At 29.9% G+C, this 21,441-nt stretch carries 33 protein-coding genes and 1 riboswitch; of the genes, 18 read left to right on the top strand and 15 right to left on the bottom strand.

Features of this window, described 5'->3' with window-relative positions:
• Window positions 1-230: 230 nt before the first annotated feature.
• On the bottom strand, window positions 231-584 hold the full coding sequence (locus EL082_RS09425) for a hypothetical protein (protein WP_002466078.1): 354 nt from the start codon (window positions 582-584) through the stop codon (window positions 231-233).
• A 502-nt stretch (window positions 585-1,086) separates the two neighbouring features.
• Between EL082_RS09425 and EL082_RS09415 the strand changes: the two genes are divergently transcribed.
• The 4 genes from EL082_RS09415 (at window position 1,087) to EL082_RS09395 (ending at window position 3,631) form a co-directional block, all read left to right on the top strand.
• On the top strand, window positions 1,087-1,344 hold the full coding sequence (locus EL082_RS09415) for a hypothetical protein (RefSeq protein ID WP_002466073.1): 258 nt from the start codon (window positions 1,087-1,089) through the stop codon (window positions 1,342-1,344).
• A 24-nt stretch (window positions 1,345-1,368) separates the two neighbouring features.
• Window positions 1,369-1,551 carry a hypothetical protein gene (locus EL082_RS12060; RefSeq protein ID WP_015365254.1) on the top strand — a complete coding sequence of 61 codons (183 nt, stop codon included), beginning with the start codon at window positions 1,369-1,371 and terminating at the stop codon, window positions 1,549-1,551.
• A 470-nt stretch (window positions 1,552-2,021) separates the two neighbouring features.
• Complete coding sequence (locus EL082_RS09400; protein ID WP_015365253.1) at window positions 2,022-2,594, top strand: TetR/AcrR family transcriptional regulator; 573 nt, start codon at window positions 2,022-2,024, stop codon at window positions 2,592-2,594.
• Between the two features lie 152 nt (window positions 2,595-2,746).
• Entirely contained in the window at window positions 2,747-3,631 is an 885-nt protein-coding gene (locus tag EL082_RS09395) for an aldo/keto reductase family protein (protein WP_002466282.1), read from the top strand.
• 507 nt (window positions 3,632-4,138) lie between these two features.
• Here the strand turns inward: EL082_RS09395 and EL082_RS09390 are convergent.
• Window positions 4,139-4,642: a hypothetical protein gene (locus EL082_RS09390; RefSeq protein ID WP_002466281.1), complete on the bottom strand. Its 504-nt coding sequence runs from the start codon at window positions 4,640-4,642 to the stop codon at window positions 4,139-4,141.
• 199 nt (window positions 4,643-4,841) lie between these two features.
• A complete protein-coding gene (locus tag EL082_RS09385; protein WP_002466284.1) occupies window positions 4,842-5,843 on the bottom strand; it encodes a DUF4352 domain-containing protein in 1,002 nt (333 codons plus the stop codon).
• Window positions 5,844-6,291: 448 nt separating this feature from the next.
• Between EL082_RS09385 and EL082_RS09380 the strand changes: the two genes are divergently transcribed.
• The 3 genes from EL082_RS09380 (at window position 6,292) to EL082_RS09370 (ending at window position 8,185) form a co-directional block, all read left to right on the top strand.
• Window positions 6,292-7,236: a cation diffusion facilitator family transporter gene (locus EL082_RS09380; RefSeq protein ID WP_002466283.1), complete on the top strand. Its 945-nt coding sequence runs from the start codon at window positions 6,292-6,294 to the stop codon at window positions 7,234-7,236.
• A 62-nt stretch (window positions 7,237-7,298) separates the two neighbouring features.
• Window positions 7,299-7,664 carry a hypothetical protein gene (locus EL082_RS09375; protein WP_002466279.1) on the top strand — a complete coding sequence of 122 codons (366 nt, stop codon included), beginning with the start codon at window positions 7,299-7,301 and terminating at the stop codon, window positions 7,662-7,664.
• A 320-nt stretch (window positions 7,665-7,984) separates the two neighbouring features.
• Window positions 7,985-8,185 (top strand): cold-shock protein, encoded by a 201-nt coding sequence (locus EL082_RS09370; RefSeq protein WP_103286258.1) that lies wholly within the window; start codon window positions 7,985-7,987, stop codon window positions 8,183-8,185.
• A 174-nt stretch (window positions 8,186-8,359) separates the two neighbouring features.
• On the opposite strand, the gene EL082_RS09365 is transcribed toward EL082_RS09370, so the two are convergent.
• From EL082_RS09365 to EL082_RS09345, 5 genes are all read right to left on the bottom strand, one after another.
• Window positions 8,360-8,593 carry a hypothetical protein gene (locus EL082_RS09365; RefSeq protein ID WP_015365252.1) on the bottom strand — a complete coding sequence of 78 codons (234 nt, stop codon included), beginning with the start codon at window positions 8,591-8,593 and terminating at the stop codon, window positions 8,360-8,362.
• A 228-nt stretch (window positions 8,594-8,821) separates the two neighbouring features.
• Window positions 8,822-9,061, bottom strand: a complete 240-nt coding sequence (locus EL082_RS09360; protein WP_002465943.1) for a hypothetical protein — start codon at window positions 9,059-9,061, stop codon at window positions 8,822-8,824.
• A gap of 464 nt (window positions 9,062-9,525) precedes the next feature.
• Window positions 9,526-9,741 carry a hypothetical protein gene (locus EL082_RS09355; protein ID WP_002465949.1) on the bottom strand — a complete coding sequence of 72 codons (216 nt, stop codon included), beginning with the start codon at window positions 9,739-9,741 and terminating at the stop codon, window positions 9,526-9,528.
• A gap of 77 nt (window positions 9,742-9,818) precedes the next feature.
• On the bottom strand, window positions 9,819-10,103 hold the full coding sequence (locus tag EL082_RS09350) for a hypothetical protein (RefSeq protein WP_002465939.1): 285 nt from the start codon (window positions 10,101-10,103) through the stop codon (window positions 9,819-9,821).
• Window positions 10,104-10,193: 90 nt separating this feature from the next.
• Window positions 10,194-10,946, bottom strand: a complete 753-nt coding sequence (locus tag EL082_RS09345) for a poly-gamma-glutamate hydrolase family protein (RefSeq protein ID WP_002465946.1) — start codon at window positions 10,944-10,946, stop codon at window positions 10,194-10,196.
• Between the two features lie 264 nt (window positions 10,947-11,210).
• On the opposite strand from EL082_RS09345, the gene EL082_RS09340 reads away from it, so the two are divergent.
• Window positions 11,211-11,444 carry a hypothetical protein gene (locus EL082_RS09340; protein WP_002450870.1) on the top strand — a complete coding sequence of 78 codons (234 nt, stop codon included), beginning with the start codon at window positions 11,211-11,213 and terminating at the stop codon, window positions 11,442-11,444.
• 59 nt (window positions 11,445-11,503) lie between these two features.
• Here the strand turns inward: EL082_RS09340 and lnsA are convergent, their stop codons facing one another.
• The 3 genes from lnsA to tsaA form a co-directional block, all read right to left on the bottom strand.
• Window positions 11,504-12,085 (bottom strand): lipoprotein N-acylation protein LnsA, encoded by a 582-nt coding sequence (gene lnsA, locus EL082_RS09335; RefSeq protein ID WP_015365251.1) that lies wholly within the window; start codon window positions 12,083-12,085, stop codon window positions 11,504-11,506.
• 100 nt (window positions 12,086-12,185) lie between these two features.
• Complete coding sequence (gene tsaT, locus EL082_RS09330; RefSeq protein WP_002465948.1) at window positions 12,186-12,371, bottom strand: type II toxin-antitoxin system toxin TsaT; 186 nt, start codon at window positions 12,369-12,371, stop codon at window positions 12,186-12,188.
• 19 nt (window positions 12,372-12,390) lie between these two features.
• Entirely contained in the window at window positions 12,391-12,648 is a 258-nt protein-coding gene (gene tsaA / locus EL082_RS09325) for a type II toxin-antitoxin system antitoxin TsaA (RefSeq protein ID WP_015365250.1), read from the bottom strand.
• A 293-nt stretch (window positions 12,649-12,941) separates the two neighbouring features.
• Between tsaA and EL082_RS09320 the strand changes: the two genes are divergently transcribed.
• Window positions 12,942-13,145 (top strand): sterile alpha motif-like domain-containing protein, encoded by a 204-nt coding sequence (locus EL082_RS09320; RefSeq protein ID WP_015365249.1) that lies wholly within the window; start codon window positions 12,942-12,944, stop codon window positions 13,143-13,145.
• Here EL082_RS09320 and EL082_RS09315 read toward each other — a convergent pair.
• Window positions 13,137-13,370, bottom strand: coding sequence for a hypothetical protein (locus tag EL082_RS09315; protein WP_002450865.1), 234 nt, complete (start codon window positions 13,368-13,370; stop codon window positions 13,137-13,139). The two genes, EL082_RS09320 and EL082_RS09315, sit on opposite strands and share 9 nt — an antisense overlap.
• Before the next feature lie 208 nt (window positions 13,371-13,578).
• Between EL082_RS09315 and EL082_RS09310 the strand changes: the two genes are divergently transcribed.
• Window positions 13,579-14,169 carry a histidine phosphatase family protein gene (locus tag EL082_RS09310; protein WP_002465945.1) on the top strand — a complete coding sequence of 197 codons (591 nt, stop codon included), beginning with the start codon at window positions 13,579-13,581 and terminating at the stop codon, window positions 14,167-14,169.
• A 132-nt stretch (window positions 14,170-14,301) separates the two neighbouring features.
• Here EL082_RS09310 and EL082_RS09305 read toward each other — a convergent pair whose 3' ends face one another.
• Window positions 14,302-14,796, bottom strand: a complete 495-nt coding sequence (locus EL082_RS09305; RefSeq protein WP_002465942.1) for a GNAT family N-acetyltransferase — start codon at window positions 14,794-14,796, stop codon at window positions 14,302-14,304.
• 277 nt (window positions 14,797-15,073) lie between these two features.
• On the bottom strand, window positions 15,074-15,496 hold the full coding sequence (locus EL082_RS09300) for an organic hydroperoxide resistance protein (RefSeq protein ID WP_002450862.1): 423 nt from the start codon (window positions 15,494-15,496) through the stop codon (window positions 15,074-15,076).
• Between the two features lie 175 nt (window positions 15,497-15,671).
• On the opposite strand from EL082_RS09300, the gene aroD reads away from it, so the two are divergent.
• Both aroD and EL082_RS09290 read left to right on the top strand, forming a co-directional pair.
• Entirely contained in the window at window positions 15,672-16,388 is a 717-nt protein-coding gene (gene aroD, locus EL082_RS09295; protein ID WP_002465941.1) for a type I 3-dehydroquinate dehydratase, read from the top strand.
• A gap of 77 nt (window positions 16,389-16,465) precedes the next feature.
• Window positions 16,466-17,005 carry a nitroreductase family protein gene (locus EL082_RS09290; RefSeq protein WP_002465937.1) on the top strand — a complete coding sequence of 180 codons (540 nt, stop codon included), beginning with the start codon at window positions 16,466-16,468 and terminating at the stop codon, window positions 17,003-17,005.
• A 111-nt stretch (window positions 17,006-17,116) separates the two neighbouring features.
• On the opposite strand, the gene EL082_RS09285 is transcribed toward EL082_RS09290, so the two are convergent.
• Window positions 17,117-17,440, bottom strand: coding sequence for a thioredoxin family protein (locus tag EL082_RS09285; RefSeq protein ID WP_015365247.1), 324 nt, complete (start codon window positions 17,438-17,440; stop codon window positions 17,117-17,119).
• Between the two features lie 140 nt (window positions 17,441-17,580).
• Between EL082_RS09285 and EL082_RS09280 the strand changes: the two genes are divergently transcribed.
• The 6 genes from EL082_RS09280 to EL082_RS09255 all read left to right on the top strand — a co-directional run bounded on the left by EL082_RS09280 (window position 17,581) and on the right by EL082_RS09255 (window position 21,439).
• Window positions 17,581-17,934: an arsenate reductase family protein gene (locus EL082_RS09280; protein WP_002465944.1), complete on the top strand. Its 354-nt coding sequence runs from the start codon at window positions 17,581-17,583 to the stop codon at window positions 17,932-17,934.
• Between the two features lie 175 nt (window positions 17,935-18,109).
• Window positions 18,110-18,490: a glycine cleavage system protein GcvH gene (gene gcvH / locus EL082_RS09275; RefSeq protein ID WP_002465947.1), complete on the top strand. Its 381-nt coding sequence runs from the start codon at window positions 18,110-18,112 to the stop codon at window positions 18,488-18,490.
• A gap of 309 nt (window positions 18,491-18,799) precedes the next feature.
• Window positions 18,800-19,186: a toprim domain-containing protein gene (locus EL082_RS09270; RefSeq protein WP_002450856.1), complete on the top strand. Its 387-nt coding sequence runs from the start codon at window positions 18,800-18,802 to the stop codon at window positions 19,184-19,186.
• Window positions 19,179-19,475, top strand: a complete 297-nt coding sequence (locus EL082_RS09265) for a thioredoxin family protein (protein WP_002467441.1) — start codon at window positions 19,179-19,181, stop codon at window positions 19,473-19,475. The genes EL082_RS09270 and EL082_RS09265 overlap by 8 nt, the downstream gene beginning before the upstream one ends.
• 57 nt (window positions 19,476-19,532) lie before the next feature.
• A riboswitch (SAM riboswitch) is annotated at window positions 19,533-19,635 on the top strand.
• Between the two features lie 90 nt (window positions 19,636-19,725).
• Complete coding sequence (locus tag EL082_RS09260; protein WP_002467437.1) at window positions 19,726-20,751, top strand: methionine ABC transporter ATP-binding protein; 1,026 nt, start codon at window positions 19,726-19,728, stop codon at window positions 20,749-20,751.
• Complete coding sequence (locus EL082_RS09255) at window positions 20,744-21,439, top strand: methionine ABC transporter permease (protein ID WP_002467436.1); 696 nt, start codon at window positions 20,744-20,746, stop codon at window positions 21,437-21,439. The genes EL082_RS09260 and EL082_RS09255 overlap by 8 nt, the downstream gene beginning before the upstream one ends.
• Window positions 21,440-21,441: the final 2 nt, after the last annotated feature.

Below are 21,441 nucleotides of genomic sequence, written 5' to 3'. Positions count from 1 at the left end.
GACCTATTCATTGCCCCAAATATCTTGTGTTTTTCAAATTTAACATTTTACACACAACTGAATAGACAATGTAAACTTTGCTATGACAATACTTATAGCGATTTTTATACAAATATATACGCATTAATGAACTCCCACCGTCTCCATTATATAGCCTGTAACCCATGTGGTTGTGGGCTTTTTTGATTTGGTTCTAAAATGGTGTATTGCACCAATCAATTTCAATTTAGTTATACGCGTATTTCGAGATAAAGTTTCTCGGCGTATGGCAGTAGTTCGGGAATATAGTTACGTGCATAGCCTTCAATAAATCTTAATGTTTGAGAATCCGTAAGGTCATCATATTTTTCAATAAACTGAATTAATATCTTTTTAAAATCATTTATTTCCATTTCTTCTGTATTTTTACTATGTGCTAATTTTAAGAATGCTATCAGTACTTTTTGATATTCTTCGAGTGTTATACCTAAATCCAAACATAAAAGGCTAATTGATTTTGTGTTGTAAGGATGGTGACCTATGATTTCAGCTAGTTCTGAAATAGCTTGATAAAGTAATGTAATATCATCTTTATTTTCGAACACGATTATTCACTCCTAAATATATAGTTTTATCTTGCAATTGGACTATATTTTCAGTTTAGAGTAATTCATATAGAGTTGTTTTGGATTTCTTAAGTGTCCAATTCTAATACATAAGTGTTAAAAAGAGAACATTTATATTAATGGTTATGAAATATTAAAAGCATCATTGAATAATTTAACTTCATCACTTTAATGACGAAATAACTAAAGTTTGTTAATGTTTTTATAAAAGAAGGTGCGAATATGGCAAAGTATTTTACTTCAATAAAATTAGGTATGTTTCTATTATTGTTAATCATATTGCAACCAATTGTTTTTAATTTATTAAATTTGAATCAATCTAAAATTTTTAGTGTAATAGGACATTTGATGTTTATATTGATTGGTATTTTATTAATTTATATTCATGCTCAATTTAATAAAAATAATTGAATTCGTAGAGCATTGAGCTAAACAATTCATTATTATGACTCTGTTATAACGCTTATTAAAGGATGATTAGATGCTACCTCATATATTAATGTGGGCTGTTACCATATTAGGAATAATATATATTGTATATAATTTTATATTAGCTAAATCCATAATTAATATTTTTTTTGCTATTTTATTTCAATCAATTTTGTTATTCTTAATTCGTTTCTTTTGGTTAGATCATTCATTTGGCGATGCATTTATACATTCGTTTGACTTGCTTACGATTATTGTTGTTGTGGTATATGTTATATATCAATTAATGGGCGATTCATCTGAAGATTAATACTTTGTATAAGAAGGGAATTTTATGAAAGATTCATTATTTTGGAAAAAAACTTTTATTCCTGTTTACTTTATTATCGCGTTATTATCATTTATACTGTTTAAATTTTATATCAAGACGGATAATATGGCTGTTTATTTGATGATTTTCTTTTTATTTTGTTTAGGAATAGCGTCTATTATTATTAACGCCAAGCAAAATAGGTGAACTCTTATATTGTTTATTGAATGTAATATCACTTCATAATATAAAGGATGATTAATATTAGTATATATGTAGCAATAATTTTAGGATTATTATTTATATTAATATATGCAACGTTTTGGACATTTTTATATCAATTAAATTATAAGCGTATGAATAGGGGACAGAGCTTGAATAAAACGCAAATTAAAATTAATATGTTTGGACATGGTGTAATTGCATTAGTATTAGTGGTAATAGCAATATATTTATCATATTTAAAATAGAACTTATATTATTATTGAAAAGTTACCTTCAATGGTAGCTTTTTTATTGTTTTATAGAAAACTTTTATGAAAACACATAGATAGACATATCTTATAATCTGCAAAAGGATAGACGAATTTAACAAGGTGGTGCTTGTATTACTAAATGGTAGACGGTATCATACAAATAGATATCAGACGATTATAAAAAGGAAAGTACTTGAATAAATGAAATACGATACAAATAAAAAGATGACTAAGTTTGCAGAACGAACATTAAAAGAATTTGCTAAAATACTCTTTTGGACATTGAAAACTAAACCATTGGAGAAAATTACCATTAATGAGTTGTGTGAGAAAGCCAACTATCCAAGAGCAACCTTTTATAATTATTTTGATGATATTAATGATCTTTTAAATTATTGTTGGCAAAGAATAGCTAGTGATATGGTCGTTGACAATTATGATTCACTTACGCCAGAAAAAAGACCTTATATACTATTTGAGCGATGTTACGACTATTTAAATGGATACAGAGATAATATTGCAAAAATTATGACGCATAATACTAATGATGGCCGATTTGCTGAATCGTTAAGAAAATATATTAGGCAACAGATTTATACTATTCTAGTAACTTGTCCACCTTCTAAAAAGTATCAATTATCATATGATCAGATGTCAGAACATTATGCCAACACCATTCATATGATTTTGGACTGGAGTTTTATTCGCAAAAATCAGATGGATAAAGAAGAGGCAATGGAGGCACTACGTTATTTAATAGGTGGGATACAGTAGTTATAAATCAGTTGTTTGGTGAAATGAAGAATACCATTTAGTTGAAAAATTAGTGACAGATTCTTTCTCTCTATCAATGCGACATTGAAATATAGCATTAATGCAAAGAAAATACAGAAATGAAACGAGACAAATCAAGGAGGAAGATATTTATGGTATTACAAGAAAAATATACACTAAATAACCAATTAGAAGTGCCAAAAATTGCTTTTGGAACATGGCAAATTTCTAATGAAAATGTGATATTAGCAGTGAAAGAGGCGCTTGAAATAGGCTATCGTCATATTGATACTGCTATTCATTATGAAAATGAAGAAGGTGTAGGTGAGGCAATTCGTGAATCTAGTATTCTAAGAGAAGATATTTTTGTCACTACAAAGATTCCGCCAGAGGTAAAAACCTATGAAGGCGCTAAAGCTTGTATTGAGAATTCTATTGAAAGATTGGGTATTGGAGTAATTGATCAAGTATTAATTCATTCGCCGAAACCTTGGAGAGAACTTCTTGTAGGTAGTCCTAAGCCATATTTTGATGAAAATCTTGCAGTATGGAAAGCAATGGAAGAAGCTGTAGAAGAAGGTAAGATTCGTTCTATTGGTGTTTCTAACTTTGAAATAGCAGACTTAGAAAATATTCTGAAGAACGGGAAGATTAAACCTGCAGTTAATCAAGTTGAAGTACATATTGGACTTACACCTAGGGATATTATGGAATACTGTGAAAAGCATGATATTTTGATTATGGCTTATTCACCTAATGCCACAGGCAAACTGATAAACGATCCGGTTGTTAAACGCGTTGCTGATAAATATGGCGTATCTGTACCACAATTATCTATTCGATATGACTTGCAAATTGGTGTTTTACCACTTCCAAGAAGTACCAATCCTGTTCATATGAAAGAAAATGCAAATCTTGATTTTGTTATCTTAGAGGAAGATATGATTACTTTAAGTAAGGTGAAAGAAAGACATAATTTGTGGTGGCGTCGGGTAAGTAAAGTAATAAGAAATATTCGAAGTTTTGGTAAAAAGTAAAAAATAAGGTGTCCTTTGAAAATGAAAGGACACCTTATTTAATATTGCATAATGATATGTAATTTCGTTTGAAAGATAAAAGAACAATACATATAAGTTATATGTTAGAGATTTTTTAATATTAGAATAGGATTGTTTTATGTTACATTACTATTATTTCGTGGTAATTATTATTAAAAGCCTATGGAGGTCATATGTATGGATTTGATAGGTAAAATGATTGCATTTATCATGGCAACGATTTCTAATTGGTTAGGATCTAGTGGTTTAATCAGAGATGTTAAAAGAGGTTTTAAATCATTAAAGAAGTAAAGACTTGTCGATAATAAAATTAGAATTTAAGCGGATGACTTAACCTGCAATTCCTAGAATTGTGGGTTATTTTCACACTAATATTTATATTTTTGGAAAATCAAAAATCCCACTCCTAATATGTTAGGAAAGCGGGACTTGAATCATAGTTTCAATATTATATAGTTAGTTCGGATTACTATGTTTTAACTATAGTTAATTTGAAGCGGGCATTGTGTTCTGACCACTAGATTGTGGTTGTTGTGTATTCTGTCCAGTGGATTGTTGAGGTTGTTGAGATTGCGATTGTTGTTGATTTTGGCCATTAGACTGTTGCGGTTGCTGATATTGTGATTGTTGTTGATTTTGACCATTAGACTGTTGGGATTGGCTTCCTTGTTGTGCATTTTGCCCGTTATTTTGAGTAGATGATTGTTTATTATGTTTAGGTTTACTTTGAGATGAAGATTGTTTTTTAGCTTTATCTTTCTTTTTATCCTTATCTTTTTTTGACTCTTTCTTCTCTTCGTCATAATCTTTGATATTATCTTTCTTAGGATCGTTTGAACGTTTGTTTTTAGACTTCTCTTTGTCTTTTTTAGAGTCATTTGACTTTTTATGTTCAATTTTTTTATGTTCTTCTTTATGTTCAGAATCATGGTTGCCACAAGCGCCTAAAATTAAACAACTTGATAATAAAATAAAAAAGGGTTTCTTCATTTCTCAATCTCCTTCATTTATATTATTTGGCTACAATGTAATTAGTGACATTGTGGTGTCATTCTAACGTATAGCGATATCAAATTTAAAGCAATATCATATCAAGGTAATATTTCAAAATATAAAAATGCCACTCCGAATATGAGTGGCAATGAAATGATACGTATTTATCTTTTAATGAGATGACAATGTTAATATTTTATTCTGACTTTGAACTACTGTCACTAGGTGCACTCGAAGGCGCACTATTTGATGAAGTGTTATTAGATGGTTTTGGTGTATTTTCACTATTTGGTATAGCTGATTTTGACTCTTGAGGTTCACTTTCTTTAGGTGCAGAAGATGATGAATCTTCTTTAGATGGTGTTGCTTTTGACGAACTACTACTAGCGTCTTGATGACTGCCAGTGTTTGATGAAGGTGATGCAGATGATGAAGTTGAATTACCGGTATTACTTGATGAAGTGTCATCCGATGAACCTGATGTGGTAGATGAAGTACTTTCGTCGTTAGTAGCATCATCATCTTTTTTATCTTTAGTAGATGTTTTAGCGTCTGATAGATCCACAGTTATACTTTTAGTGCTGAATAAGCTAGATGTGATTTCTAGTTTTTTATCTTTAGTATTAGCAACTTTTTCGGAAACATCGAATACAACTTTTCCTTCGGCCGTACTGTCAGGATTAATTTGTTCTAAGAAAAATGAATTGGTGATACTTCCGTCATCACTTTGGTTAGCTGATACTGAACCAGTGGCATCTGCTTCAAATGATTTATCTCCAGATTTTAATTTAAACATTTGACTATCGATTGTTAATGCTTTGTCTCCCTTATTTTTAATTGAAACATCTGCAACAACAAATGTATCTTTCGCATTAGTAGGTGCAATTGAAGGACCAACGGCTTTAGTATTTTCAATTGATTTAACTTTAACTTCTAAATCACCGTTTTTAATTGTATCACCGATTTTATAATTTTTTGTACCGGTGGCATGATGCTTAAATCCACCATTCATACTAAAGGTCAATGCAACAATGCCAATAATAATTAAAATAAAGAAAACGAGACAACCTACACCAACCCAAATCCATGGTTTCTTAGATTTAGACTTTACATACTTTTGCTTTTCTTGTTGTCTTTGAAATTCTTGAAATTGTTCCCATTGTTTTCTTTGCTGTTCTTCATTATAGTTTTCTTCCATTCAACATAGCTCCTTTATTTGTTATTTACATATATATTAATAATACTGTTATGACAGGTTTTTTAGTAATCACTTTTAGTTATAAAGGTTGATAACTTAAATTACTTTTTATCAATTTTAAAATGATAATAGATTGTATAGATACTAATTTGTTATATAAGTCAATTTTATCTGATATAAAAATAGAAACTATAAATTGATTCGTGTCATTTTGAATTGATATAGAACAATTGGTACTATAAAGTTGAAAGAATGAAAAAATAATTTTAATGAGTTGCATTCTAGTAAAAGGAGAATTGATATGACTTTTTTCATTATCTTCTTCCCAGTATTTGTTTTTATAATACTGAACCTATATAGCCAAAATAAGAAGGGAAGAAATAAAGATTAAAAATATAACTTAAGAAACTGTATATGATTGATGTGTTTCTAACAAAGGAGACTATCTATGAATAATCAAACAAAATATTTTCATCATGTTGAACATCGTAAATTTCAAAATAGTTCTAAGACGACATTATGGTTATCTTTAATTATCACGCTCTTTTTTACAATAGTAGAGTTTGTAGGAGGGATCGTATCTAATTCGCTTGCCTTACTATCAGATTCATTTCATATGTTGAGTGATGTGCTTGCTTTAGCGCTATCTATGGTAGCAATATATTTCGCAAGTAAAGCACCCACTAAGAATTATACTTATGGTTTTATGAGGTTAGAAATTATAGTTGCCTTTTTAAATGGTTTGGCGCTTATAGTGATTTCACTAGGTATTATGTATGAAGGAATTATGAGGATTATTCATCCAAAACCTGTAGAAAGTGGTCTTATGGTTGTCATAGCTGTCATAGGATTAGTCGTTAATGTTGTTTTGACATTAATTTTAGTAGCGTCTTTAAAGAAAGAAGATAATATTAATATCCAAAGTGCATTATGGCATTTCTTTGGTGATTTATTAAATTCTATAGGTGTTATCGTAGCAGTAGTGATCATTTATTTCACAGGGTGGAATATTATTGATCCAATCATTAGTATTATTATTTCTTTAATTATATTTAATGGTGGGTTTAAAATTATTAAAAATGCATGGAAAGTATTGATGGAACGCGTGCCTGATGGTTTTAACACAGATATCATTATGGCAGACATGAAATCAGTAGAAGGGGTCATTGATATACATGAATTTCATCTATGGAGTATTACAACTAATCATAGGTCTTTAAGTGCTCACGTTGTACTAAGTGATGAATATATTAAGTCTCCTTATGAAACAATAAATAAAGTTTCTAAATTACTTAAAGATAAATATGGATTAAGACATGTCACATTGCAAATAGAGAATATACATCTCAATCATTTAGATGAAGCATATTTTAAACAATACGAAGAAGTATAGATATTAAAAATCTTTGCTCAGAATTATAAAAACATGACAATAAATGAGTAGGTGGAAATCTAATGGATAAAAATAAAGAGTTCCGCTTTTTAAAGGGAAATATGACAAGTCTTTATATGAAACTTACGAATCTATATGAAATATTACTTAAAAATTCGTCGTGCAATGTCAATGATGAGAAAATGATTTTATTGAATGAGGTGGATCATTTATTAGTAAATCTCAGTTTTTATTGTCATATTCATGATGGTTATAGTAAGTTAAATATTGAATTTATTGCTACTATGAGAACGTTTTATTTATTAGCTAGGGAGTACCTAATTAGTGAAAACGTAAATAAGGATGATATACACCTATATGTATATGAAATGGAATCAGTATATGATCAAGGTATTAATATATTAAACGAGATGTTCAATGAAAAGTAATCAAATTCAACATAGTTTAAATTAAGAAATATTGTCCGAAAAATATTTTGCTTATAAAATAAATAGCATTTATAAGTTCTAAGTATTAGATTAATTTAAAGCTGATTTTAATACAAATAGAAGTTCACAATTTTTGAAAATAAAATAAATTTAAAAGAATTTAGTAAAAAGGCTTTACTTTTCTCAAAATAAGCGTATAGTTGTAATTAAGTAATCAAGTACGTGAAGTTAATTGAGAGTTATTTATAAGAATACACTCCTTTTGATTCAATGAAATTTGTTACAAATATTTAGTGCAAAAGCACGCGGAGGTATTCTATATGAATAACGGTACAGTTAAATGGTTTAATTCAGAAAAAGGTTTTGGTTTCATCGAAAGAGAAGATGGAAGCGAAGTATTCGTACATTTCTCAGCAATCGCTGAAGAAGGATACAAATCATTAGAACAAGGACAAAAAGTTGAATTCGACATCGTTGAAGGCGATCGTGGAGAACAAGCAGCTAATGTCGTAAAAATATAATAACATTTTTAAAGCAACCGTCATGGTTGCTTTTTTTTATGCCATTATTTAATTAGAATTATTTAAATATGAAAAACACTCCCAGTTCATTAATGAAATTGGGAGTGTTTAGTATAAATATAATATATAAAACAAAAAACTATCAATCAATGTTAATACTTAATAGATTTTAATTTAAAATTTTGCGTTATGCATAACATTAAGATTAAAAATTTTAGTTTGTCCACAGTTTTCGCAATAAGTAGCGAAAGCTTCGATGCCGTTAGATTGATTTGCTGCTGTAGGAATAAAGAAGACATCTTCTGAAAATGTAAGTTTTGGGTTTGAACAACAAACTGTTCGTCTTCTTGAATTATAGAAACGTTGAATTGTTTCTAGTTCTTCCGGACTAAATTTTGTGTCTCTCATGTTAATCACATCCTTTCCTCAGTTATGTATGTGAATAAGGATTACTATCATAAAGATGTTACAACATGGTTTACGCAAAAATATCAATTGACTATCTATTAAAGTACAAAATTGATATTAAATAGAGTTTAATACAATTAAATACAATTTTGTTGGTTTTTGCTTAAGTGTTTGAAAAAACAGCTTAAATGTAATTAACATTTAAGCTGATATTTTTTAGTACGATGATTAATTTGTTTTATCACCATCAACGCGCTCTTTATTTCCTTTGTCATCTTGTGATTTAGGATTATCTTTCTTTTTAGCACTATCCTTCACTTTTTTGACTGTATCATCATTACTAGTCTTAGAGTCTTTTTTATCTTTTTGAGTTGATTTCTTTTCATCATGTTTTGAATCATGATCACTTTGACTACATGCACCTAAAACTAAAAAACTACATAAAACCAACCAAAATACCTTTTTCATATAATCCTCCTAAGATTCTTAATTATCTTAAGTTTACTACATATTATTGTTATTTTACATCTTTTTCTTTTTCAAAATTGTGAATATTTTTATTAATTTGTATAAATAAATGTAATAATAGTTCAAAGTAATTTATTATAATTAAAAAAGCGCCAACGTAAACTTTAATAATGACGAAAATTAAAGTTAAGTTGACGCTAACAAGAAGTAATGTTAAACACTCACAAAGTTTAACAAATTAAGATTACCATAAATATAAGCGTTTTACCACTTTATTATATTGATAATTAGAAAAGGAAAATTAAACTTCAAGTTATATAATTTATATAGTTGAATGAAACTTAAATATACAAAAAAATTAAAATTGAAAATGATAAAAGTATTAGAAATAATGCGGGGTCAAAAATATTGTGTATTGTTCAATTCATTCTATCAAGCATGTCGCCTTTATACTCAGTCAATGTTTATGAATGATCAAAGATATTTAATTCTTCATTATTAGTATCAGCTGACACATATAATAGGGGATCATATACATTGGTGATTTGATTATATGTGTCGATTTCAGCTAATATTTTAAAACTTCCATTGCTTTGTGGTTCAACAATAGAGATTTCATGATCATTTCGTTGAATTGCAAATTGTCTTTTTGAATGATTGTTAATTTTCCATTCTGCCACGTTTAATATACCTCCCATAAAGAAAATTCATTACAAACAAATCATACATAAGTTGACTTGATTTTGTACTAATCGTATTAGCCAAAACTTTTTTCAATATCCGTAAATGCTTTTGTTGTCATTTTGATATCATTGATTTGGTTATCTTCAATATGACCATCAATATAACCGTGTTTAATTAGAACTTTTAAATTTTCTACGAAGTCATCATAATTTCGATCACAAAAATAATCATCTTGAGTCGTTATGGAATCTTTAAAATCATTGGCTTCTTTTTCAGTTTGTCCTTCATTAGAGCGTTCCATATATAATTTGTAAAATTTTGCGATGGTATATTTTTGTTCTTTAGTTAGTTCGTCCATTTTTACTTTCCTCCCCAATATTGCACTACATATGTTTTACCCTATATTTTCAATTTACAAAACGAATTATCAGATCAATTACTGACAAAATTATGACTCTTTAGCTTTTTTGACACCATCTTGAACGGCATTAGCAAATTGATAGAACGTTTTTGTATAATTATCAGGATTAGAACGAACTTGTCTACTTAGCTTATGATTTTTGAAAAACTGTTCTCTTTGTTTTGTGGTTAATTCTAATTGTACACCTGAGTCATTTTCATTCTCATTGACAAAGTTTTTAGACGATTTGGCATCAATCTCGTTTGGGCTTTCTTTAACAGTAAATCCTTTATGTCGAAGTGATTTGGCTATAGATTTGGCCATTTTTTTATCTTTGCCACCAACAAAAACGATTGGGTCATCTCCTGAAAAACCGTGTATTGAAACGGTTTGCTCAGCATTTTTTAACATATCATGTAATTTAGGTTCGTCATAATTCGTAGATGTAATATGAAGTTGATCATTATTTTTCTTACGTAATCCTTCAAATGAATAAAAATCATAATGACCTACATTAGAAATACGACGCGCAAGTTCAGTTGTCCCTGGTTCAATACCGCCACCATGTATGGCAGTGACTAATATATCGTGATGTTTACGCTCTTTAGTGACAATTCTCCAATCCTTATGCTCTTTGGTATTTGTTTTAAGTTCTTGAAAATTATTGTATCGATCTAAATTCGATTGATTCATGTTTTTTCGTGTATTATAAAATATTAAAGCGACAATCAAGATTGCGATGACTATTAATATGATTGATAAATAATATAATTTAGTATAAAGACTCGTGTTCCTTTTCATACTCTCTCCTTAATTATCAATTTTTTGATTTATAAATCATATCAATTTTTTAATACGTTTAACAAGTAATTTGACTATAACTACATATTAATTATATTAATTAAAATATTTCTCAAAACCTAAAAATATGAAATAATAATAACTTCAATTATATCAAGGCGTACACTATAAAATTCTTTTTATTTAGTTAATGTAAAATAACGCTAAATATTAACAATCTCTTAATGTTAACGTGGTAATATGTAAATAAAGGGATGTGATGATATGGATAAAGAATTATTAAGACGATACTTAAATGACGATGGTTTCAAAGCAGTTGCGGTAGTATTTGGGAATAAGCGTGTCATTTTAGAAAACGATATCCACGTTGATTATGAACATGAGGTCATTATTTATCCTATGAAGAATTGCACAAGAATTATTCCATTCGGTGCGATATCTTATCTTGATTTATTAGAGAAAAATGACCAGTTTGTTAATTATTTTAAAGAAGTCTAATCGCATGAATAAACGCCTTACTCATCATTTGTAAAATGACTTAAATAGAGTAGGGCGTTTTAATATGTTTTCACTAATTTTAAATGGTATTCGTCTGTAAAGTTATCTTTAAGTGCATAAGGTGAAATGATATACATACCGTGGTCGGTTACTGCATTTTGACTTACACCTTCTTTATAGGCTTGATAGATAATTTTTGTACAGTAAGTGAAATGTTTACTTTTAAGATTTAATGTTACTAAGTATCTATGATTAGTATTTTCATAGTTCTCCTTAGTCCATCGAGCAGCTTTTTTACCGGCACCAGGCTTAGCGCAACGATATATTTTAATCCAGTCATCTTTACCTTCACCAAATCTTGACTTAAATGATTCAAATGACTCAGTGATAGGTTTGTCACCAGGGCCTTCAATTTGTAAAACCGTATCATGATCAATGGCGATACTTGAATGACCAAAAAAGCCGAATAAGACAGGACCTTTAGTTATAATGATATCTCCAGGTTGAAGTTGGAAGTCTTGTTTTGATTTCGACATAGAAGAATCTTCGGCATTAGCAATATTGATATGAAAAGGTGATAAGGTCAAGCATATATTGAAGATGATAGTGAAAAGTAATATATATGCAAACTTTTTATACAATGGTTAGAGACTCCTTTATAAATGTAAAATACATAAAAATTAATAAAGTATTAAAATAAAACGTTCAGCTACAACGGCAACTGAACGTATTTGTTTTGGACTAGAGTCCGAATAACAATGTATATATCAACATAGCTAATCCAAAAATGAAGAATACAATGGTGAAACCAAGATAAGATTCTTTCTTAGATTCTTTTTTAGTTTTAAGCATGATAGCTAGAATAATCGCACCAGCTACGATAAATATAAGTGAAAGCCAAAAAAGAATTGTAAAATGCAAGCTCATTTTTTAACCTCCTATCTCTTTAAAGAAAATCATAAAAAATTGGATAAATGTAGTACAGTGTAAGAATAATATTAATAAAGAAAAGAACTTCACTTAACAAGTCCTTTTTAGTTATAGCAATAGCAAAACTAATCATCATAATCAAACCGCATACAATTAATCCAGGCACTAACCATAAGGTATCGTCTAGGTTTGCATTATAAGTAATAATTACATTAAAAATAATAAATAATATCGTTAAAATAATATTGATTGCATGTATAATGTATAGTTTCATAGGTGCTTCACCTCTGGAAAATGCATCTTTGATTTCAAAATCCTTATTCTTATCATATCATTAATTGAGATTTGGTAAATATAGAAATGCTGTAACTATCAATTAAATGTGAATAAATAATGAGAAATTAATGAAAAAATGAATTTCAAACTGAAAAAGGAGCAATTAATTGAATAAATATTACAAATTAATAAAAAATGTGCAAAATTGAATTTTGCACATTTACAATCTCGAGTTTTCTGATAAGATTAAATACAAATCAACTATTGATTAAGATAAGGGGGTATGTGATTATGACATTTTATGATTTTATTATAGGTTTTATTAATGATGATACACCATTTGGAAGTTTAGCTAACTATATTAATAAAGATCACAAATTCCCAAAAGATGAAAAAAATAAGCATGTTATTCGATCATATGTGCTGTCTAATTATAAGGACCCTCAACTTATTGAAAGCACCAATAGAGCGATTAGTTTATATCAACTAACTTAAGTAATACCAGTTTTGTTGGTTTAAAGCATGCCAAACGTCTTTCGTTTTAAAATTGATATCATTGTTTTTGATACTAAATGGCTTTATGATGTCGTTATCTAACCAGGTGTTAATGAGCTCATTTGGTACGCCGTCTAATAACATATCACTTTTACTTACTATAAAACATTCCCAATCAAGTGATACATTTTGCGGGTTCACATAATTGTAATCATGAGACTCCATTTTATTTAACACTCCTTTAACAAATATAAATCTAGTGTTAAGTTATACCCTTTTTAAGGGTAGTCAAACCCTATCAGACAGTTAATTTATCAATAAATTGTTGATTTACTAACGACTTTAGTAGTGATTTAATGGTATTAGATAAGTAACTCGTTATCATTTAGTGTATAGCGAATTGTGAATAGTAGTTTAGTAGAGGTGTGAAAAATTGACGAAGATTTTATATTTAATGAGACATGGTCAAACTGTTTTTAATTTAAAGGGTAAAATCCAAGGGGCAAGTGATTCACCATTAACAAACCATGGTATTGAACAAGCTCAAGCCGCTGCACGTTATTTTGAGAATAATCATATTGAATTTGATACCTTGTTTTCATCTTCTCAGGAACGAGCGTGTGATACACTTGAGAATGCTGTACCTAACCATCAACATAAATATGTTCGGTCAAAAGGTTTAAAAGAATGGCATTTTGGTGTTTTTGAGGGTGAAAGTATTGAATTGCTTAAGAAAATCAAACAGCCTACAACGCTTTATGGAGATTATGTCGTTCCTTTCGGTGGAGAGTCGCGTTTACAAGTAGAACAACGTATGACAGATACATTAACTGAAATTATGGAACATCATTGTGATAAAACAACATTAGCTGTAAGTCATGGTAGTACTATAGGTCTTTTTATTAGAAAGTGCTTGGGTTATGAAGAGGGTAGTTCATTTGATATAGGAAATTGTCATATTTTAAAATTTGAATATCAAGATGGTCAATTTAAATTTATTGAATTGATTGATCCTACATTATAAAAATAAGCTCGACGTTGCAAATAAGGCAATGTTGAGCTTTTAATATATTTTATCATCTTAATTTGTTTAAATCTTTGAATGCATAATTAGAATATGGCCCACATATATCCTTAATTTAATCAAAGACATATATTAGCTTTTTCTTAAATCATAAGATAGCCAATGTTCATCAAAATATTCGTCACCAATTTTACTAGCATTTTTCTCAAAACCAAGATTTTCAAATCCTAGAGAACTAAAAAATACTTTAGCGCTGATATTACTAGATGTCACTGAAGTAAGTATTGTTTCTAAGTTCTTTTGTTCAGCAAAATGAAGTATATAATTGATTAATTCTCTGTTAATCACTTCATCATTGTCTTTTACAAAGTTATTTAGGATAACTGCTTTATGTTGTTTACCTACATATTTGCTTTGTCTCAATGTTGCAGTTGCAACTAGGACATCATCTTCAAAAGCACCAAAAACATTGATATGAGCTGTTTCTGAAGATAAAATTTTTGTCAAAGCTTCATCGGATACATGATCCAAATAATAGCGATCCCATGAATATGTGTGATGTTCCCCTGATAAAAGTGATTTGTATGAAGCTAAATCATCTAGGTTTAATGTACGTATGTTGTTCATAGTGACCTCCTGATTCAAATAGTTGATTAATTTGAAGTGGCTAGTTAATTACATAATAAAATATTTAATTAAAACTTTCAATAATAATTTAAAAATAGACAAAAACACTTTCGAAAATTTTGATAAAATAATTATTTAATTACATGGTTATGTATATTATATATTCAGTATACCAGAGTTATCGTCAGGATGGGGAAAATTACTTAAGGAGATTATATGAAAAAAAGACACGTTCTTATAAGAACGTGTCTTTTTATTTAATCTTTTAAACTATTATTTAGTCTTCTACTTTAACATTTAAATTGACATCGATATTACCGCGTGTCGCTTTAGAATATGGACAGAAGTCATGTGCATCTTGAAGATATTTTTCAGCATCTTCTTGAGATAATACATTTTTCACTTTCGCGTCAATATCTACGCTTAATTTTGGACTTTCAGCATCTGGATCATCTTCTAATCTTACTGTAAGTGTTACTTCTGGCTCTGCATCACGTACTTTATTTTGTTTTAAGATTAAATCAAACGCGCCATTAAAACATGATGCATAACCTGCGGCAAATAATTGCTCAGGGTTTGTTGCTTTACCATCTGCTTGTTGTGGTGGTAATACATCTACATTTATCGCATTATCATCAGTTTGAACGTGTCCTTTACGTCCACCAACGTTTGTTGCTTTAGTTTCATATTGAACTGCCATATATGATTACCTCCTATATTTTGTATATATTTTTCTATACCCGTAAATATTCATCTCAATCATGTGTGAATTTTTTTTAAGATATGTTACTGCAAAGCACTTTATGGCGGTTTGATGTAATTTAGTTTAGAATAATAATCAATTAATGATGTATTGAATGAAATGAGGGATTGATATGCAAAAGGTAGATATAGCCGTAACGATTGCGCCTAAAGAAGCAACGATAACTGACTTGTTTAAAGACTTAGAGTTCTTTCAAGACAGTATTGATATTATTGAATTACGAATAGATCAATGGGCAGATATTACAGGAGTTAATCAGGTTGTCGATGAGTTAAATGAATTGCCTTTTGAATTTAAAGTATTAATCACATATAGATCTAACTCCCAAGGAGGTAAGGGTTATGTGAATGAAGTTGAATATCAAAGTGTAATTCAAAACCTCATTGATGAATCAAATTATGACATGTTAGACATTGAATGGGATGACCAAAAAGACAAAAATACTTATTTAACTCTTATAAATAAGGCACATCAAAAAGGCATTCAAGTGGTACTATCACATCATAATTTTAATGAAACACCATCATTAGAAGAATTAAAATTCACTTATTATAAAATGCACCAATTCGAAGCAGACTATTTAAAAGTGGCAGTTATGCCTAATGATGAAAAGGATGTATTACATCTATTGGAGGCAGTCAAAGACTCGGCTGATGCTTTAAATCAGCACATTGTTGGTATAGCAATGTCGGATATAGGCTTAGTTAGTCGTACGGCACAGGGCGTATTTGGTGGTACTGTATCTTATGGTTGCTTAAATGAACCGCATGCTCCAGGACAAATTCATGTAGAAGAATTGAAAAAACAAATAGATTTCTATAATAAGTAAGTCGACGATTTGAACATTACCTTAATATATTTTATAATTGATAAAGATTATCAATGAACGAAGAAGGAGCGATATGATTGGAACTACAAGATGCAATATCAAACAGAAGAAGCGTCAAGAAGTTTAAACACGATATGACTATCGATGATAATGCTTTATATGAGGCTATAGAAAAGGCTACCGATGCTCCTAACCATGGTATGAGAGAGCCGTGGAGAGTTGTACATGTTGCTAAAGATAGATTAGGAAACATGAGTGAAGATATCACACGCTTTGCTTTCCCCGATAGTCCGGAAAAGCGAGCTGATCATTATGATAAAGTGACAAAACTAGGCGGCATGTTGTTGTTGATTATGAAAGCAGATCCAAGACAACGTCAAAATAGAGAAAATTACTTTGCATTCGGTGCATTTGCCCAAAATTTAATGTTGTTACTTTATGAAGCAGGTATTGGTACTTGTTGGAAATCACCTGCATATATTTTTGAACCTAAAATCCGTAAAGCATTAAATATTGAAGATGATGAAATATTAGCAGGATTCTTATATCTTACTGATTTAGAAGAACCAATGACAAAAGCTAAACGTAAGAATAGAGACCTAATTTCAGAGTATTAAAAGTGATGATGTAGAGCAATATAATAAAATAAGGTCGAGACGTTAACTAAGTCATAAACCAATAAGTTGGTACTATGATACTTAATCAATGTCTCGACCATTTTTTGTATATTATTTATTGAATGTTTCGTCTAAGAATGATTCTACTTGTTCAGGAGATTTAGCATTTGCTGAGTGTAAATGAGCTAACTTTTCACCATTTTTAAATACTAAAATACTAGGAATACCCATAACATCATTTTCAGCAGTTACATCTTCCAATTCATCACGATTTACAGTATACCATTCATAATCCTTATATTTTTCAACGATAGGGTCTATCCACATATCCATTGCTTTACAATCAGGGCACCAACCTGCTTCGAATTTGACGATAACAGGTTGATCGTTTTGGACAGTGTCGTTAAATTGTTCAGTTGTTTTAATACTTTCCATTTATAAAAGCTCCTTTGAAAAAATTTAGTAAATTTATTATAACGGATGAAAATACTTAAATAAAAAAATAAGCTTAAAAAGTAGAGCGTTTTCTAAAATAACATGATATATTGGATTTAAGAGATAAAGGAGGCAAAGCGATGATTAAATTTTACCAATATGCAAATTGTACAACTTGCAAAAAAGCAGCAAAATTTTTAGATGAATACGGTGTGAGTTATGAACCAATTGATATTGTTCAACATACACCAACGAAAAATGAATTTAAAGAAATTGTTGATAAAACTGGTGTAGACACTAAAAAATTATTTAATACACACGGTGCCAAATATCGTGAATTAGATTTAAAAAATAAATTAGATGATTTATCAGACGAAGAACGTTTTGAATTACTTGCTTCAGATGGCATGTTAGTGAAAAGACCTTTAGCTATATTAGGTGATAAAATCACATTAGGTTTTAAAGAAGAAGAGTATAAAAATACTTGGTTATAATTGGATACCATTTCAAAATATAAAAAGTGAACTTTCATTTTAATAAAGTCATAAAAATACCAATTTACATCTTAAATCCGAATATTTAAAGGTTTAAAATTTTTAGATAATAGTTGATTGATAATTGTGGGTATGGCATCATTAAAATGTACTTAAAATTAGGAGGGGATTTATCGTGGCAGTACCAAACGAATTTAAATACTCTAAAGAACATGAATGGGTTAAAGTTGAAGGAAATGTAGCGACAATTGGTATTACTGAATATGCTCAAAACGAGTTAGGTGATATCGTATTCGTTGAATTACCTGAAACTGATGATGAATTAAACGAAGGCGACACTTTCGGTAGTGTTGAATCTGTAAAAACTGTATCTGAATTATATGCACCAATTACTGGTAAAGTAGTTGAAGTTAATGAAGAATTAGAAGATAGTCCTGAATTTGTAAACGAATCACCATACGAAAAAGCATGGATGGTTAAAGTAGAAATTAGTGACGAAAGCCAAATTGACGAATTATTATCAGCAGAACAATATTCAGAAATGATTGGCGAATAATATTTGCAAACTCCTCGATCTCGTATCAAGGAGTTTTTTTTTAGTGTTTCTTAAATCTTTAGATTTTAGAAACACTTATGCCATTGCGAAAGCAGAGGCGAACCGAAGGAAGAATTTTATAGGCATGCGTACATATAATCTGATGAACTTAGATTTAAAAAGACATTGATGCTATTTGTAAAAAAGATATTAACAGTGTAATGAAATGGTTAATTCATTTTAAGTTTTTGTAGTATATGTTTTATAAATAGCATCTTCGTGGAATTAAATAGTGATAGCTAATTTTCGATTTTTAAAGGGTGAATACTTATGACTATTGTGAATAAAGTAATCATTGTTGAAGGTAAATCTGATAAAAAACGAGTGCAGCAAGTCATTGCAGAACCAGTAAGTATTATTTGTACGCATGGTACTATGAGTATAGATAAGATAGATGATATGATAGAATCACTTTATGGTAAACAAGTTTTCGTCTTAGCTGATTCAGATGACGAAGGGGATCGAATTAGAAAATGGTTCAAACGGTATTTAAGTGAGTCTGAACATATTTTTGTAGATAAAACATTTTGCGAAGTGGCCAATTGTCCTAAAAATTATTTAGCGCATGTACTTACCAAACATGGATTTAATTGCAAAAAAGAGAAATCCCTTATACCTAATTTAAAAACTGAAAGGTTAGTTTTAGTGAATGAGTAAATCAATCGAAATAGACGATGTGACTGAAAACTTTGGTGAAGATAAACATCTCATTTTCGGATATACGCCTACATGCGGTACATGTAAAGTGTCTGAAAGAATGTTGGATATTGCAAATGAAATTTTGAAACTTCCGGTTAAGAAAATTGATATGAACTTTCATCCAAAGTTTAGTGAAACACATCAAATTATGTCAGTACCAGTATTAATGTTAATGAATAAGGATAAAGAAGTAAAAAGATTGTATGCGTTTAGGTCTGTTCCTTATTTGTTAGAAAATTTAAAATAATTATTGACGAATCTCTACCGTGATGGTAGGATTAAATAAAATTAAATCATGCAAACACTCTTATCGAGAGAGGTGGAGGGATGTGCCCTACGAAGCCCGGCAACCGTCTTATATAGAAATGGTGCCAATTCACATAAAGGTAAACTTTAGAAGATGAGAGAAAGATATTTTAAAATGCTTTCTCAAACAGTCTAAAGTTTTGAGGAAGCATTTTTTAATTTGTATTAGTTATAAACAAGGAGGCATTAACGTGATTGAGTTAAAACAAATCGTGAAACGATATCATACGAAAAATAAAGACGTACTCGCTGTAGATCACGTTGATTTAAACATTCAATCCGGTTCCATTTTTGGGGTGATTGGTTTTTCTGGAGCAGGTAAGAGTACCTTAATTAGAATGTTTAATAATTTAGAAGCACCCACTTCTGGAGAAGTTATTATTGATGGAGATAGCATAAGTCAATTATCGAAGTCAGATTTACGTAAGAAGCGCCAAAAAGTAAGTATGATTTTCCAACATTTTAATTTACTATGGTCGAGAACTGTACTTAAAAATATTACATTCCCACTAGAAATTGCAGGATTATCTAGAGGAGAAGCAAAACGTAAGGCAAATGAATTAATAGAACTTGTAGGCTTGAAGGGACGAGAAAATGCTTATCCATCTGAGTTGTCTGGTGGACAGAAACAAAGAGTTGGTATTGCCAGAGCATTAGCCAATGATCCGACAGTATTGCTTTGTGATGAAGCTACAAGTGCACTTGATCCTCAAACTACAGATGAAATTTTAGACTTATTATTAAAAATACGTGAGCAACAAAATTTAACAATCGTGTTAATCACACATGAAATGCAAGTGATTCGCCGAATTTGTGATGAAGTCGCAGTTATGGAAAACGGACGCGTGATAGAACAAGGTCAAGTTAGCCAAGTATTTGAAAATCCACAACACGAAGTAACGAGACGATTTGTAAAAGATGATTTAAATGAGGATTTTGAGGAATCATTAGATGCGTTAGAACCATTAGATAACAATGCTTACATAGTTAGATTGAATTTTAACGGTGAAAATACGACTCAACCAATTGTATCGTACATTACAAAAACGCATCAGATTGACGTTAATATTTTAGAAGCTGACATTAAAAATACAAGAAATGGTACATTAGGATTTTTAGTTATCCATATACCTTTTATAAGTTCTGAAAATTTCGAAGATTTCAAATCTAATCTTAATGAGAAACATGTGAATGTGGAGGTGTTAAGACATGGGTAAGTCAGTTGGAGAAATACTCCAAGAAATGATTACAATGCCGAACGTCCAATGGCCAGAAGTTTGGCAAGCCATTGTTGAAACACTTTATATGACTGTCGTATCAACAATATTTGCTTTTATATTTGGATTGATTTTAGGTGTTTTATTATTTTTATCGGCTAAGAGTCATTCAAAAGTGGCAAGAATATTTTATTCAATCGTTTCATTTATCGTGAACCTATTTAGAGCGATACCGTTCATCATTTTAATCTTGTTATTAATACCATTTACAAGTGTCGTTTTAGGCACAATAAGTGGTCCAACAGGTGCACTACCTGCATTAATCATAGGTGCAGCGCCATTCTATGCTAGATTAGTAGAAATTGCTTTCAAAGAGATAGATAAAGGGGTAATTGAGGCAGCGTGGTCTATGGGTGCTAATACTTGGACTGTAGTAAGAAAAGTATTACTACCTGAAGCAATGCCGGCGTTAGTATCAGGTTTAACAGTAACAGCAATTGCATTAGTGGGATCTACAGCAATTGCCGGAGTTATCGGTGCTGGTGGTTTAGGTAACTTAGCTTACTTAACAGGTTTCACTCGAAATCAAAAAGACGTTATTTTAGTTTCAACAGTTTTCATCTTAATCATTGTATTCATCATCCAATTTATTGGTGACTGGGTTACAAACAAAATTGATAAACGCTAAAG

The organism is Staphylococcus warneri (assembly GCF_900636385.1).
GTDB lineage: Bacteria > Bacillota > Bacilli > Staphylococcales > Staphylococcaceae > Staphylococcus > Staphylococcus warneri.
Note: the sequence above shows the minus strand (reverse complement) of the source record. Positions and strands in the feature narration are given on the sequence as shown.